Source organism: Pantoea sp. M_10 (assembly GCF_008631515.1).
GTDB classification, from domain to species: domain Bacteria; phylum Pseudomonadota; class Gammaproteobacteria; order Enterobacterales; family Enterobacteriaceae; genus Pantoea; species Pantoea anthophila.
The window spans coordinates 987,396-1,000,861 of the sequence record NZ_VWUL01000001.1; the positions used below are offsets into that span (position 1 = coordinate 987,396).

Consider the following 13,466-nt stretch of genomic DNA (forward strand, 5'->3'; position numbering starts at 1 on the left):
ACGTTAATGCGACATCCTATGTCATTCATTTTTCTTATAAAATCCGTCATCTTGCTGCAACAATCATTTTGTGCTGAATCCCCTCTTTAAGTTAAATCCTAAAAAATCCTGACATTTCTTTACCAAAATGGCACTGAATTCGGGCAAAAACTGCGCAACCCGTTCGCATTTAAAACGCAAATTCGTGATTTTTTAGCCGCTCTTTCCTTTACACTGGTCGACTGATTTTGTTGATGACCAGGAAAAGTGAACAGGATGTCTGCCTCTCCCGCTGCTAAAAACCTTACCCCGATTTTATTGCCGGTCGCCGTACTGCTGATTGCGATGCTGTCGCTTCAGGGCGGTGCATCCCTGGCGAAGTCACTGTTTCCTGCCGTTGGGGCGACCGGGATCACCGCCCTGCGCCTGGGATTTGGCACACTGATTCTCTGCATAATTTTCAAACCGTGGCGTTTACGCTTCAGCCGCGAGCAGCGTCTTCCCCTTCTGATGTATGGCCTGGCGCTGGGCACAATGAATTTCACGTTCTATCTGGCTATCCGGACGGTGCCGCTGGGTGTGGCGGTGGGTCTGGAGTTCACCGGCCCGCTGGCGCTGGCGCTGTTTGGTTCGCGCCGGCCGCTCGATTTTGTCTGGGTGGTGCTGGCCGTGATTGGCCTGTGGTTCCTGCTGCCGTTTGGCACAGGTATGACCGCCATTGACCCCGTGGGGGCCGCGCTGGCTGTCGCTGCCGGAGCCTGCTGGGCGATCTATATCCTGGCCGGACAACGGGCAGGCGCGGAGCATGGCCCTGCTACCGTGGCAATCGGTTCGCTGATCGCCTCGGTTATTTTTGTGCCACTGGGACTGACCTTTGCCGAGAGTGGCATCTGGAACTGGGCGGTCATGCCCATCGCGCTGCTGGTCGCCCTGCTCTCCAGCGCCATCCCCTACTCGCTGGAGATGGTCGCACTGACCCGCTTACCGGCGCGCATCTTCGGCACGCTGATGAGTCTCGAGCCGGCGATGGCTGCCTTTTCAGGGATGCTCTTTCTGGGGGAAACACTGAGTGCACTCCAGTGGCTGGCGCTGCTGGCTATCATCATCGCGTCGGCAGGATCGACGCTGACGATGCGGCCGAAAAAGAGCCAGCTGAACAACGTGGAATTATCCGGCGACACTCAGAAATAAGCGCGGCCTGCCCGCTGCTATGGCGGGCTAAATAACAATCATGCTCAACATGAGAATTATTCTTAACCGATTCATTCCTCTGCACTTTCTATTTTGAAACAGTCACTTACCTGTTATTTACAAAATAATTTAACTTACTGATTCATAATAAAATTTTTCTTATTTTATATTTTAACATAGTAGTAACCTTCCTGACCCCGCGCGGCACCAGACAAAGAGAGACACTATTTCATCCATTGATAAAGTCGTTTCTGCAAAGTTAAAAAGCGCTGCTATACTTATCCGGTACTTGATTAGGACAACCATCAAAGAGAGGACTGAAACGATGAGTACCGCTAAATTGGTTAAAACTAAATCTTCTGATCTGATTTACACCCGCAATGACGTGGCCGAAGACGAAAAGAAAGCCACCATCGAGGTGCTGAATCGTCTGGTCGTCGAGTTTATTGACCTGTCATTGATCACTAAGCAGGCGCACTGGAACATGCGCGGTGCTAACTTTATCGGTGTACATGAGATGCTGGATGGTTTCCGCACCGCGATTACCGATCATCAGGATACGATTGCTGAACGTGTTGTGCAGCTGGGCGGTGTGGCACTGGGCACCGCACAGGTCGTGAACGACAAAACCCCGCTGAAAAGCTATCCGCTGAACATCCATAGCGTGCAGGACCATCTGAAGGCACTGGCCGATCGTTACGCCATCGTTGCTAACGATACCCGTAAAGCGATTACCGAAGTGAAAGATGAAGATACTGCTGACATCTTCACTGCGGCCTCTCGCGACCTGGACAAGTTCCTGTGGTTCATCGAAGCCAACATTGAATAAGACTTAATGCAGTGACTGTGCAGTCAATCAGGCGGGGAAACCCGCCTTTTTTACGTCTGTATAACCCCGTTTTATGACCCTGTTAACAGTTCTTCTCTTCTTCGCTTCAAAGCTTCAACAACTGAGGCACACTACCGCTTGCACCAAAATCGCCACCTGCACCACAATAGAGCACCAAAACGGTGCAAATGCAGAATAACCTGCAAAATCGCTTCAGCTGTGATATTTAACTCACTGATTTCGCGTATCTTGCAAAGTTGGCATAATTTTTTCATATGACAAGCCGAAAACGCAGGTCCTGCCGCCTGAGTGTAAAAAGGAAAAAATGATGAAGTCACTGTTAAAAGTTTCTGTGGCCGCGCTGGCGCTGGCCTTCTCCCTCTCCTCCACCGCAGCAGAAAAGAAGCTGGTCGTCGCGACCGATACCGCCTTTGTTCCGTTTGAATTCAAACAGGGTGACAAATATGTCGGCTTTGATGTGGATCTGTGGGATGCGATTGCCAAAGAACTGAAGCTCGATTACACCCTGAAGCCAATGGATTTCAGCGGCATCATCCCTGCCCTGCAGACACGTAATGTCGATCTGGCACTGGCGGGTATCACCATTACTGAAGAACGTAAAAAGGCGATCGAGTTTTCTGACGGCTACTACAAAAGCGGTCTGCAGGTGATGGTGCGTAACAATGAAAACAATATCAAAGGCATCAGCGATCTGAATGGCAAAGTGGTCGCCGTCAAAAGCGGCACCGGCTCTGTAGAGTATGCGAAAGCCAACATCAAATCGAAAGATCTGCGTCAGTTCCCGAACATCGACAGCGCCTACATGGAGCTGGGCACCAACCGTGCTGACGCCGTGCTGCATGACACGCCAAACATCCTTTACTTCATTCACACCGCCGGTAAAGGCCGCTTTAAAGCGGTGGGCGATTCAATCGAAGCGCAGCAGTATGGTATTGCCTTCCCGAAAGGCAGTGACGATTTACGCGAGAAAGTCAACGGCGCGCTGAAAACCCTGAAAGAGAACGGCACCTACAATCAGCTTTATAAAAAATGGTTCGGCACTGAACCAAAATAATAATTTGTCCGTGAATTAATTTGAGCAGGGAAACTTTTCCCTGCTTTTTTCCATCGCAACATATCTGGAGTGACACCATGGAGTTTGACTGGAGCGTCATCTGGCCCGCCATGCCAGCGCTGCTCGAAGGCGCTAAACTGACCTTAATTATCTCAATCATCGGCCTGTGTGGCGGTCTGCTTATCGGTCTGGTGGCCGGTTTTGCCCGTGCTTACGGCGGCTGGATCACCAATAACATCGCGCTGGTGTTTATCGAAATCATCCGCGGCACGCCTATCGTGGTGCAGGTGATGTTTATCTACTTTGCCCTGCCAATGGCGTTTCCCGACCTGCGAATCGATCCCTTCAGTGCGGCGGTCGTAACCATCATGATTAACTCCGGCGCTTACATTGCCGAGATCACCCGTGGTGCCGTGCTGTCTATCAACAAAGGCTTCCGCGAAGCGGGTCTGGCGCTGGGACTGTCGGGCCGTGAAACGCTGCGCTACGTGATTATGCCGCTGGCGCTGCGCCGTATGCTGCCGCCGCTGGGTAACCAGTGGATTGTCAGCATTAAAGATACGTCGCTGTTTATTGTTATCGGTGTGGCTGAACTGACGCGTCAGGGTCAGGAGATTATTGCCGGTAACTTCCGCGCTCTGGAAATCTGGAGCGCCGTCGCGATCATCTATCTGGTGATTACGCTGGTGCTGAGCTTTGTGCTGCGCCGAATTGAGAAAAGGGTGAAAATCCTGTGATTGAATTTAAAGATGTCTCCAAGCATTTTGGTCAGACCCAGGTGCTGCACAACATTGACCTGAAAATTAACCAGGGCGAAGTGGTGGTCATTATCGGTCCTTCCGGTTCCGGTAAATCAACCCTGCTGCGCTGCATTAACAAGCTGGAAGAGATCACCAGCGGCGAGCTGATTGTGGATGGTCTGCGCGTCAACGATCCGAAAGTCGATGACCGCCTGATTCGTCAGGAAGCGGGCATGGTGTTTCAGCAGTTTCATCTGTTCCCGCAGATGAGCGCGCTGGACAACGTGGCGTTCGGTCCGATCCGGGTGCGCGGTGCCAGCAAAGAGTCGGCACGCCAGCTGGCGCGCGAGCTGCTGGGCAAAGTGGGCCTCGCCGAGCGTGCGCATCACTTCCCGTCTGAGCTTTCCGGCGGTCAGCAGCAGCGTGTCGCGATTGCCCGTGCGCTGGCGGTGAAGCCGAAGATGATGCTGTTTGATGAGCCGACCTCCGCGCTTGACCCGGAGCTGCGTCACGAAGTGCTGAAGGTGATGCAGGACCTGGCGGAAGAAGGCATGACGATGGTGATTGTGACCCACGAAGTCGGCTTCGCTCAGAAGGTGGCCTCGCGTCTGATCTTTATCGACAAAGGCCGGATTGCGGAAGATGGCGATCCCGACAGCCTGATCAGCAATCCCCCGAGTGAGCGTCTGCGCGAATTTCTGCAGCACGTCTCCTGATAAAAACGGGCCGCTTAGCGGCCCGTTTTGTTTCATGACTCAATTTGCCCCGCGCCGCAGTAATACCGAGCCTGCACCGGGAACACCGTCAGATCGGAAAGACGCAAAAGCCGTCATCCATGACACGCTCGGCCCGCGCCTTCCCTGGCGCGGGACGCTTTCCTCCTCTGCCGGTGTTCCCGGCGCGTTAAGCTGATTTATTGCGGTGAGATTCACCCTGATTAGCAGCCCTGAAACACCTTACCTTCCCAGGCGACTCAGCAGCTTGCTGCGCTGGGCAGCAGGCATAAAACTCCACGCCAGGAAGCGGCTCTGCTTCTGACCCTGCGCCATATTGACCACCCGCACTTCAGCCACGTCGAGCGCCTGCAGCTGTTTTTCCAGCGCGGGCAGATTCTCTTTGCGCGATACCAGTGAGGTAAACCAGCCGATCTGACGACCAAAGGCCACGCTCTCGGCGATCATCCTGCCGATAAAGGCTTTTTCACCGCCGGGATACCACAGCTCATTATGCTGACCGCCAAAGTTGAGCGGCGCCGCTTTGTCGAGTCCGAGATTGCGTGATTTGCGTTGCGACCCCGCCGCGGCCTCCTCCGCCGATGCGTGGAAAGGCGGGTTACACATGACAGCACTGAAAAATTCGTTTTTGCTGATCACGCCCGCCAGCACCGCGTCGCTGTTTTTCTGGCGACGCAGACGGATCTGGCGCGTCAGGCGCGGATTCGCGGCCAGGATGCGGTTGGCCGCTTTGAGTGCAACCTCGTTGATTTCAGTGCCGGTAAAGCGCCAGCCATATTCCGCAGCGCCAATCAGGGGATAGATGCAGTTTGCGCCGCAGCCCACATCCAGGACATCCGCTGCGGGGATTACGCCGTTGTTATCCAGCGCCAGCAAATCCGCAAGGTAGTGCAGATAGTCGGCTCGTCCCGGCACCGGCGGACAGAGTGAGCCGGGGGCCAGCTGCCAGTCGATATCATAAAACAGTTTGATCAGCGCCTGATTCAGCAGCATCACCGCCTCGGGGTCCGCAAAATCCACCGACTGCACACCATACCCGTTGGGCCGGACTTTGGCCGCCAGCGGCGGATGCGCGGCGGTTAACGCGGCAAAATCGTACTCGCCCTGATGGCGATTGCGGGCGTGGAAAGGCGAGGTGCTGGCTGACTTTTTCATACGTTCTCTCAGTTATTCAGGCGCGCGTACAATACGCTGTAGGCGAGTGAAAATAAACCCGCACCATCCGCTTACCGCTTTCCGATTCGACAGGCCATGCTGTCGCGCTAAGATTAATCATTATTCCCCGTTGGAGAGGTTATGAGCCAGAAACGCTATTCTTATCAACCCCGTGCCGGTCACGGTCTGCCGCACGATCCGCTGAATGCCATTATCGGCCCGCGCCCGATCGGCTGGATTAGCTCAGTCAGCGCCAGCGGCCAGCGCAATCTGGCACCCTACAGCTTCTTTAACTGCTTCAGCTATCATCCGCCGATTATCGGTTTTGCCAGCAGCGGCTGGAAAGACAGCGTCCGCAATATTGCTGAGACCAGAGAGTTTGTCTGGAACCTGGCGACCCGCCCGCTGGCGGAAGCGATGAATGAAAGCTCAGCGTCGCTGCCTGCCGATCAGGATGAGTTCACCTTCGCCGGTTTAACGCCGCAGGCTGGTTCCCAGGTCAGCGCCAGTCTGGTGGCAGAGAGCCCGGTCAACTTTGAGTGTCGCTTAACACAGCTGATACAGCTGCAGGATGCCGATGGCAACCCGCTCGACAGCTGGCTGGTCATGGGCGAAGCGGTGGCGATCCACATCAGTGAAACGCTGCTGGAAGAGGGCATTTATCAGACGGCCAAAGCGGAGCCGATTCTGCGCGCCGGGGGACCCAGTGCCTATTACGGCATCAGTGAAGCCCAGCGCTTCGACCTGGTCCGTCCGGACGCCCGCCGGTCGTAACCCGCCTATCCCTCAAGCGCATCGCACCGGTGCGCTCTGATCTGTTCTGCCGCGCGGGCGATATCAGGCGCCAGCCAGCGATCCTGCTGCCAGCACGCCACCACCTGCCGTAACTGCTGCCAGGCACGCCGCGTTCCTGCGGCCAGCTGGGATTCACCGTGAAACTCCAGCGCCTGCGCCGCCAGCAGATACTCAATCGCGAGGATGTGCCCGACATTGCTGACCAGCTTCAGCAGCTTCAGTGCCGCACCGGTGCCGAGGCTCAGATGATCCTCCTGTAATCCCGACGTGACAAAGTTGTCGAGCACCGCCGGCTGAGCGAGCTGGCGGTTCTCCGCGCAGAGCGACGCCGCCACATATTGCGCAATCATCATGCCGGAGTTGACGCCCGGCTCGGCCACCAGAAACGGCGGCAGACCGCTGACCAGCGGATTCACCAGCCGATCAAGCCGTCGCTCCGCGATGCTGCCCAGCTCGGCCAGCGCAATCGCCAGCAGGTCGCAGGCCATCGCCACCGACTCGCCGTGCGGGTTTGACTGCGACACGACGCGCCAGGCGTCGGGGGTGCCCAGAATCAGCGGATTGTCGGTAGAGGCGTTGAGTTCGGTCTCCACCTGACGGACCGCATGGGTAAACTGATCGCGGCAGGCACCGTGAACCTGCGGCATCGAGCGCAGGCTCAGCGCATCCTGTGTCCGGATACCGACGCTCGCTTTCAGCAGCGGGCTGTCACTTAACAACTGGCGCAGACGTTCGCCGCTGCGCTGAATCCCCGGACTGGCTTTCAGCGCCAGCACCTCAGGATCAAACGCCACCAGCTGGCCACGCAGCGCTTCAAAGCTCATCGCGCCCGTGACATCCGCCCAGTCCAGCAGACGCGCCGCATCATCCAGTGCCAGGCAGGCTAAGCCGGTCATGCACGGCGTGCCGTTTACCAGGCTCAGCCCCTCTTTCGCGCCAGGCCGGTAGGGCGTCAGCCCTGCCTCCGCCAGCGCCTGCTCTGCCGGGACGACGCTGCCCTGCCACTCCACCTCACCGATGCCGATCAGCGTCAGCCCGATATGCGCCATGTGGGTCAGATAACCGACCGACCCCTGTGACGGCACCTGCGGGGTAATTCCCCGGTTGAGCAGCGCCAGCAGCTGCTGCACCAGCGCCACCGAGACGCCTGATTTACCGTGGCTGTAGTTGGCGATCGCGGCACACAGGATGGCGCGCACCTCGGCTCTGGCCAGTTTCGGGCCGACACCACAGGCGTGGCTCAGCAGGGTATTGCGCGACAGCTGGCTCAGTTCATCCTCAGAGAGGGTGATGTTGCACAGCGCACCCAGCCCGGTATTGATGCCATAAGCGATCTGACCCGTCGCCACGATGGTGCCGACGATCTCGCGGCTCTGCGCAATCCGCTGCCAGGCGCTGTCGCTGAGGGTCAGAGGGGCATCGTGCCGGGCGACCTGCACCAGCGACGGCCAGGTCAGCGGGGCATCGCCCCACACCTGGGGAGGATTCAGCGTGCTGCTCATAACACCGGCTCCACCTGATGATGACGGGAGATGAACTGCCTGAAGCGCGCCGAGCCGCCGTCGCCAAACATCGCTTCCGGCGTGCCCTGACAATCAATCGTGCCCTGATGCATAAACACCACCCGGTTAGAGACGTGGCGGGCAAAGCCCATCTCATGCGTCACCACCAGCATGGTGCGCCCCTCCTCCGCCAGGCTGCGCATCACCTTCAGCACCTCACCGACCAGTTCGGGGTCGAGTGCCGAGGTCGGCTCGTCAAACAGCATCACCTCCGGGTCCATCGCCAGCGCGCGGGCAATCGCCACGCGCTGCTGCTGACCGCCGGAAAGCTGAGCGGGATAGAAATCTTTGCGGTTGAGTAAGCCGACCCGGTCCAGCAGCTGTTCCGCCTGGGCGATGCAGGCTTTTTTGTCGCGCTTCAGTACATAGTGCGGCCCTTCAATCACATTCTGCAGCACCGTCAGATGCGACCAGAGGTTAAAACTCTGGAACACCATGCCAAGCCGGGAACGCAGCCGTTCAATCTGACGCGGATTAGCGGCCAGCTGATGCCCGCGGGCATGGCGCTTCATCTCAATGGTCTCACCACCGACGCTGACCACGCCCGAATCGGGCGTCTCCAGCAGATTAATGCAGCGCAGCAGCGTACTTTTGCCCGAGCCGCTGGCTCCGAGAATCGAGATGACATCGCCTTTGTGCGCCTGCAGTGAGATGCCCTTCAGCACCTCCATGGCACCAAAAGATTTGTGGATATCGCTGGCCGACAGCGTGACGGGTGACAAATCAGACATATTACTCTCCTCCGGGGATCGGCTTAGCGGACGGTAACGGCTTTTTTTCCGGTTTGTGCACCGGCGTCAGACGCCGCTCCAGCAGGGCATAGAGTTGCACAATGATGAAATTAAGGATCAGGTAGATCGCCGCCGCACAGAGAAAGACCTCCATGGTGCGGTAGGTGCGCTGGATGATCTGCTGCGCCACCCCGGTGACATCCCACACCGTCACCAGACTGGCGAGCGCGGTCGATTTCACCAGCAGAATCGCTTCGGTAGAGTAGGCAGGCAGCGCGTAACGCAGCATGACCGGCGCGATAATGCGCCGCAGCAGCAGCCCGCGTGACATCCCACACGCCAGCCCCGCCTCAACCTGCCCTGGCGGCACCGCCAGCAGCGCCCCGCGCAGGATCTCTGCGGTGTAGGCGGCGGTGCAGAGCGAGAGCGCGAGCACCGCACAGGTGAACGGCTCACGCAGAAATGGCCAGAGGAGGCTGTGGCGGATCACGCCAAACTGCCCCAGACCGTAGTAGATCAGGAACAGCTGGATCATCAGCGGCGAACCGCGAAACACCAGAATGTAGCCGCGGGCAAAGCCGCTGAGCAGCCGCCAGCGGCTCATGCGCAGCGCCAGAATCCCTGTCGCCAGCACGCCACCACACAGAAAGGCGCTGATAAACAGACCGAGCGTCACCGGCAGCGCGGCGCTGAGTTTCAGGAAGGTGTCTGTGAGAAACACAAAATCGATCATCAATCCCCCTAGTGCTGTGCAGCGGTGCGGCTTTGCCAGGCGCGCCCCAGACGGGATTCAGCGCGCAGGAAGGCACGGTTGGACAGCAGCGTCAGCAGCAGATAGCAGCCTCCGCCCACCAGATAAAAGGCGAAATAGTCACGGGTCGAACCGGCGGCAATCTGGCTCGCCCGCATCAGCTCGACGATGCCGGTGACCGACACCAGCGCCGAATCTTTAAGGCTCATCTGCCAGACGTTTGATAAACCCGGCAGCGCATAGCGCGCCACCTGCGGCAGCAGGATGCGTTGCCGGATGCGCCAGCGGGGCATGCCAATCGCGACCGCCGCTTCGATCTCCCCTTTTGCCAGCGCCAGCCGTGCGGCGCGATAGACTTCCGCCTGATAAGAGCCGGAGATAAGCCCGATGGCCAGCGCCCCGATCAGAAATGGCGGCGCTTCGATAAATCCGTCGGCACCAAACAGCTGACCGATCTGCGTGATCAGCCCCGATCCCCCGAAGTAGAACAGGTAGATCACCAGCAGCTCAGGAATGCCGCGAAAGATCACCGAGTATCCTTCCCCCAGCCAGCGAACCGGCCGGTGGGGAGATAACTTCGCGGCGGCAACGCCCGATCCGACCACCGCCCCCACCACCAGCGCGGCAAACGACAGCAGCAGCGTGGTCAGCGCGGCACTCAGAATCAGCCGTCCCCAGCCGTCCGGGCCAAAACTCAGCAGGCTTATCATCAGTTACCTCACTCAGGGTGTGACATCCGTTTTGAACCACTTCTCGCTCAGCTTTTTCACTGTGCCATCGGCCAGTGCGGCTTTGATCGCCTCATCCAGCCGGGCTTTCAGATCGTTATCCGCCATGCGCACGCCCAGCGCCTCTCCCTCACCCCAGATCGGGCCGCCCAGCTGCGGGCCGCTGAAGCTGAGATTGCGGTTTTCGGGCCGCGCCAGCATCGACTGCGCGAAGGTCACGTCGTCAAACACCGCATCAATCCGCCCCGCCTGCAGGTCGAGGATGGCGTCGGCCGAGCTGGTGTATTCACGGACATCCGCCACCCCTTTGAAATATTTGTCGATAAAGGGGGTGTAAACCGTGCCGGAGGCGATACCGATCGTTTTACCCTTCAGCGCCGCTTTCAGACCTGCAATGGCCGGCTCCACGCTTTTTGCGTCATCCGTCAGCTTGATAATCTGGCTGTCAGCGGGCAGCAGGCTCCCTTTCAGGGTGATGAAGGTGGCAGGCGTCGAGGCGTAAGGCAGGGTGAAGCTGACCACTTTCTTTCGTTCCGGGGTAATCACAATCGCATCCATGATCACGTCATATTTTCCGGCATTAAGCCCGGCGATCATGCCATCCCAGTTCTGCACCACCAGCCTGCACTGAATCGCCATACGCTGGCAGAGATTCGCCATCAGTTCCGGTTCAAAGCCGCCGAGCTTGCCGCCTGGCAGCGTCAGGTTCCAGGGTTCATAACTGCCTTCGGTGGCAATGGTGATCGACTTCCACTCTTTCGCCTGGGCGCTGACGCCACAGAGCAGCAGAGAGGAAACCAGGGTCGTGAGACATAAACGACGAAGAGTCAGTGGGTGCGTCATACGGTTCTCCTGAAAGTAGCGGCCTGGTGATCGCCCTGACGAGATTTAACATAAATTTCACAGGATGATATGTCATGTATATACAAGCTAACGCGGCGCAGTTCATTCCCGGCTTTACTGTTTTGTGAGCCAGACAGAATTTATGATGTGATAGATGCGCTGCTGTACTTGTACATACAACCAAGCAAAGGTTATGCCAGCTCTGCAAAAAGGGAAAAGGCGGCGGGGAGCGCCGTGCAGTCAGGCGGCCTGCACCCGACTGCACCGGTTCAGCGCGACGATGCACCGGGGTGGCGCATCGCCGTGGTGGGATTATCGGGGCTTGCCCTCCGCCAGCATGGCGTGGATCAGTGCTTTCAGCGTTTTTTGCAACTGCGCGGCGCGCGCCTGCTGCCAGGCGTAAGGCGGGGTTTCATCCATGTAGTTAAGCTGCGCCAGCTCCAGCTGGACGGCCTGAGTCTGCTGCTGCGGCTGACCATAGGCGCGGGTAATGTAACCGCCTTTAAAACGTCCGTTAATCACCCAGCTGTAGTCGTGCTGCGCGGCGCAGACTGCCTCCAGCGCCGCGCTCATCGCCGGGCTGCAGCTGGCACCGTCATTGGTGCCAAGGTTGATATCGGGCAGGCGGCCTTCAAACAGGCGGGGGATTTCACTGGCGATGGAGTGTGCATCAAACAGCAGTGCATAGCCGTGCTCTGCTTTAAGCCGCGCCAGCTCCTGCTGGATCTGCTGGTGGTAAGGCTGCCAGATCTGGTCGATGTAGCCCTGACGCTGAGCCGCATCGGGCGTTTTGCCTGGCAGGAAAGTCGGGGTGCCGTCGAACAGGGTTTCCGGGAACAGACCGGTGGTGGCGGTGGTGTAGAGTGGCTGATTATCGGGCGGACGATTCAGATCGACCACGAACCGCGAGTAACGCCCGATTAACACACTGGCTCCGAGGTCGCGCACGAAATCATAGAGCAGCGGGATGTGCCAGTCGGTGTCCGGTAATCCGCGCGCGGCGTCGCTCAGTCCGGCGTCCACCTCGGGCGTCAGTTCGGTGCCGGCATGGGGAATACTGACCAGCAGCGGCAGGCTGCCCCGGGTAAATATGAAGGGATTCATTGGGGTTCTCCACGATAGATAACGGTACAGGGCAGCTCACCGCCCAGCCAGTAAACCAGTTCCGCCGGACGGGCCAGCGGCCAGTGAACGAAGTTCGCCACTTTTCCCGCCTCCAGCGAGCCGTGGCTGTCCGCCAGCCCCAGCGCTTTTGCGCCCCACAGGGTCACGCCCGCCAGCGCCTCTTCCGGGGTCATGCCGAACAGGGTGCAGCCCATGTTGAGCATCAGACGCAGCGACAGCGCCGGTGAGGTGCCGGGATTGGCATCGCTGGCCAGCGCCATCGGCACCCCGTGCTGCCGGAAGAGATCCACCGGGGGACGCCGGGTTTCCCGCAGCAGATAGAAAGCGCCCGGCAGCAGCACCGCCACGGTGCCGTGTGCCGCCATCGCTTTCGCATCCTCCTCGGTGGCGTATTCAAGGTGGTCGGCAGAAAGTGCACCGTAACGGGCCGCCAGGGCCGCTCCCCCCTGCGCCGAAAGCTGCTCCGCGTGCAGCTTCACCGGCAGACCCAGCGCCACCGCCCGATCAAACACCCGCGCGACCTGCTGCGGTGAAAAGGCGAGATGTTCACAGAAGGCGTCTACCGCATCCGCCAGTCCCAGCGCCTGCACCTGCGGCAGCAGCCGTTCGCAGATGATGTCGACCCAGCCCTCCGGGTCATGCTTAAACTCCGGCGGAAAGGCGTGGGCGGCCAGGCAGGTGGCACGGATATCGGCGGCCACGCTCTGCCCCAGCTGGCGAATCGCCCGCAGCATCCGCAGTTCGCTCTCCTCATCCAGCCCGTAGCCGGACTTGATCTCCACCGTGGTGACCCCCTCTGCCAGCAGGCGGTCGAGCCGCCAGCGCGCCGACGCCACCAGCGCCTCCTCCGTGGCGGCGCGGGTCGCCCGTACCGTCGAGAGGATGCCGCCGCCCTGTGCGGCAATGTCGGCATAGCTGACGCCATTCAGGCGCTGTTCAAATTCCTGACTGCGGTCACCGCCAAACACCAGATGGGTATGGCAGTCCACCAGTCCCGGCGTCACGATACCGCCCGGCAGATGATGATGCCGCGCGGCGACGAAGGCGGGCATCTCAGCCGCCGGGCCGACCCACACCAGCTTACCCGCCCGCACCGCCATCGCCCCCTCAGGTATCAGGTGGTACTTTCCGTCCCGCATGGTGACCAGATCCGCCCCGGTCCAGACCGTCTCTACCTGCATCTCTTCCGCCATCGCTGCCTCGTGCCTCCACCGTTTACACTGTGTCT

Annotated in this window: 14 protein-coding genes; 6 read left to right on the forward strand and 8 right to left on the reverse strand. The window is 58.9% G+C overall.

The features are described 5' to 3' along the window. Positions 1-255: 255 nt before the first annotated feature. The 5 genes from rhtA (at position 256) to glnQ (ending at position 4,530) form a co-directional block, all read left to right on the forward strand. The gene (rhtA, locus tag F3I47_RS04710; protein WP_046101495.1) at positions 256-1,170 is read left to right on the forward strand and encodes a threonine/homoserine exporter RhtA; all 915 of its coding nucleotides are present in this window, start codon (positions 256-258) and stop codon (positions 1,168-1,170) included. A 325-nt stretch (positions 1,171-1,495) separates the two neighbouring features. Then, positions 1,496-1,999 carry a DNA starvation/stationary phase protection protein Dps gene (dps, locus tag F3I47_RS04715; RefSeq protein WP_009091225.1) on the forward strand — a complete coding sequence of 168 codons (504 nt, stop codon included), beginning with the start codon at positions 1,496-1,498 and terminating at the stop codon, positions 1,997-1,999. A gap of 328 nt (positions 2,000-2,327) precedes the next feature. Beyond that, complete coding sequence (gene glnH / locus F3I47_RS04720) at positions 2,328-3,074, forward strand: glutamine ABC transporter substrate-binding protein GlnH (protein WP_009091226.1); 747 nt, start codon at positions 2,328-2,330, stop codon at positions 3,072-3,074. Between the two features lie 77 nt (positions 3,075-3,151). Next, positions 3,152-3,811 (forward strand): glutamine ABC transporter permease GlnP, encoded by a 660-nt coding sequence (glnP, locus tag F3I47_RS04725; RefSeq protein ID WP_009091229.1) that lies wholly within the window; start codon positions 3,152-3,154, stop codon positions 3,809-3,811. Next, positions 3,808-4,530: a glutamine ABC transporter ATP-binding protein GlnQ gene (gene glnQ / locus F3I47_RS04730; protein ID WP_009091231.1), complete on the forward strand. Its 723-nt coding sequence runs from the start codon at positions 3,808-3,810 to the stop codon at positions 4,528-4,530. Before glnP ends, glnQ begins: the two co-directional genes overlap by 4 nt. Positions 4,531-4,770: 240 nt before the next feature. On the opposite strand, the gene rlmF is transcribed toward glnQ, so the two are convergent. Then, positions 4,771-5,703, reverse strand: a complete 933-nt coding sequence (gene rlmF, locus F3I47_RS04735; protein WP_150029460.1) for a 23S rRNA (adenine(1618)-N(6))-methyltransferase RlmF — start codon at positions 5,701-5,703, stop codon at positions 4,771-4,773. Positions 5,704-5,844: 141 nt separating this feature from the next. Here rlmF and F3I47_RS04740 point away from each other — a divergent pair, with 141 nt between their 5' ends. Next, positions 5,845-6,477: a flavin reductase family protein gene (locus tag F3I47_RS04740; RefSeq protein WP_009091235.1), complete on the forward strand. Its 633-nt coding sequence runs from the start codon at positions 5,845-5,847 to the stop codon at positions 6,475-6,477. Between the two features lie 5 nt (positions 6,478-6,482). Here F3I47_RS04740 and hutH read toward each other — a convergent pair whose 3' ends face one another. From hutH to hutI, 7 genes are all read right to left on the reverse strand, one after another. Further along, positions 6,483-8,000: a histidine ammonia-lyase gene (hutH, locus tag F3I47_RS04745; RefSeq protein ID WP_190311336.1), complete on the reverse strand. Its 1,518-nt coding sequence runs from the start codon at positions 7,998-8,000 to the stop codon at positions 6,483-6,485. Then, positions 7,997-8,791: an ABC transporter ATP-binding protein gene (locus F3I47_RS04750; protein WP_009091239.1), complete on the reverse strand. Its 795-nt coding sequence runs from the start codon at positions 8,789-8,791 to the stop codon at positions 7,997-7,999. The genes hutH and F3I47_RS04750 overlap by 4 nt, the downstream gene beginning before the upstream one ends. Before the next feature lies 1 nt (position 8,792). Continuing rightward, positions 8,793-9,524: an ABC transporter permease gene (locus F3I47_RS04755; RefSeq protein ID WP_150029459.1), complete on the reverse strand. Its 732-nt coding sequence runs from the start codon at positions 9,522-9,524 to the stop codon at positions 8,793-8,795. Between the two features lie 8 nt (positions 9,525-9,532). Next, on the reverse strand, positions 9,533-10,252 hold the full coding sequence (locus F3I47_RS04760) for an ABC transporter permease (protein ID WP_046101490.1): 720 nt from the start codon (positions 10,250-10,252) through the stop codon (positions 9,533-9,535). Positions 10,253-10,264: 12 nt separating this feature from the next. Then, positions 10,265-11,113 (reverse strand): transporter substrate-binding domain-containing protein, encoded by an 849-nt coding sequence (locus F3I47_RS04765; protein WP_150029458.1) that lies wholly within the window; start codon positions 11,111-11,113, stop codon positions 10,265-10,267. Positions 11,114-11,425: 312 nt separating this feature from the next. Further along, a complete protein-coding gene (hutG, locus tag F3I47_RS04770) occupies positions 11,426-12,217 on the reverse strand; it encodes an N-formylglutamate deformylase (protein WP_140028270.1) in 792 nt (263 codons plus the stop codon). Then, positions 12,214-13,431, reverse strand: a complete 1,218-nt coding sequence (hutI, locus tag F3I47_RS04775; protein WP_150029457.1) for an imidazolonepropionase — start codon at positions 13,429-13,431, stop codon at positions 12,214-12,216. Before hutI ends, hutG begins: the two co-directional genes overlap by 4 nt. Positions 13,432-13,466 lie beyond the last annotated feature (35 nt).

Excerpts from the sequence above, each read along its gene's own strand:
- rhtA (WP_046101495.1), top strand. The coding sequence starts at position 256 with ATGTCTGCCTCTCCCGCTGCTAAAAACCTTACCCCGATTTTATTGCCG.
- dps (WP_009091225.1), top strand. The coding sequence starts at position 1,496 with ATGAGTACCGCTAAATTGGTTAAAACTAAATCTTCTGATCTGATTTAC.
- glnH (WP_009091226.1), top strand. The coding sequence starts at position 2,328 with ATGAAGTCACTGTTAAAAGTTTCTGTGGCCGCGCTGGCGCTGGCCTTC.
- glnP (WP_009091229.1), top strand. The coding sequence starts at position 3,152 with ATGGAGTTTGACTGGAGCGTCATCTGGCCCGCCATGCCAGCGCTGCTC.
- rlmF (WP_150029460.1), bottom strand. The coding sequence starts at position 5,703 with ATGAAAAAGTCAGCCAGCACCTCGCCTTTCCACGCCCGCAATCGCCAT.
- F3I47_RS04740 (WP_009091235.1), top strand. The coding sequence starts at position 5,845 with ATGAGCCAGAAACGCTATTCTTATCAACCCCGTGCCGGTCACGGTCTG.
- hutH (WP_190311336.1), bottom strand. The coding sequence starts at position 8,000 with ATGAGCAGCACGCTGAATCCTCCCCAGGTGTGGGGCGATGCCCCGCTG.
- F3I47_RS04750 (WP_009091239.1), bottom strand. The coding sequence starts at position 8,791 with ATGTCTGATTTGTCACCCGTCACGCTGTCGGCCAGCGATATCCACAAA.
- F3I47_RS04755 (WP_150029459.1), bottom strand. The coding sequence starts at position 9,524 with ATGATCGATTTTGTGTTTCTCACAGACACCTTCCTGAAACTCAGCGCC.
- F3I47_RS04760 (WP_046101490.1), bottom strand. The coding sequence starts at position 10,252 with ATGATAAGCCTGCTGAGTTTTGGCCCGGACGGCTGGGGACGGCTGATT.
- F3I47_RS04765 (WP_150029458.1), bottom strand. The coding sequence starts at position 11,113 with ATGACGCACCCACTGACTCTTCGTCGTTTATGTCTCACGACCCTGGTT.
- hutG (WP_140028270.1), bottom strand. The coding sequence starts at position 12,217 with ATGAATCCCTTCATATTTACCCGGGGCAGCCTGCCGCTGCTGGTCAGT.
- hutI (WP_150029457.1), bottom strand. The coding sequence starts at position 13,431 with ATGGCGGAAGAGATGCAGGTAGAGACGGTCTGGACCGGGGCGGATCTG.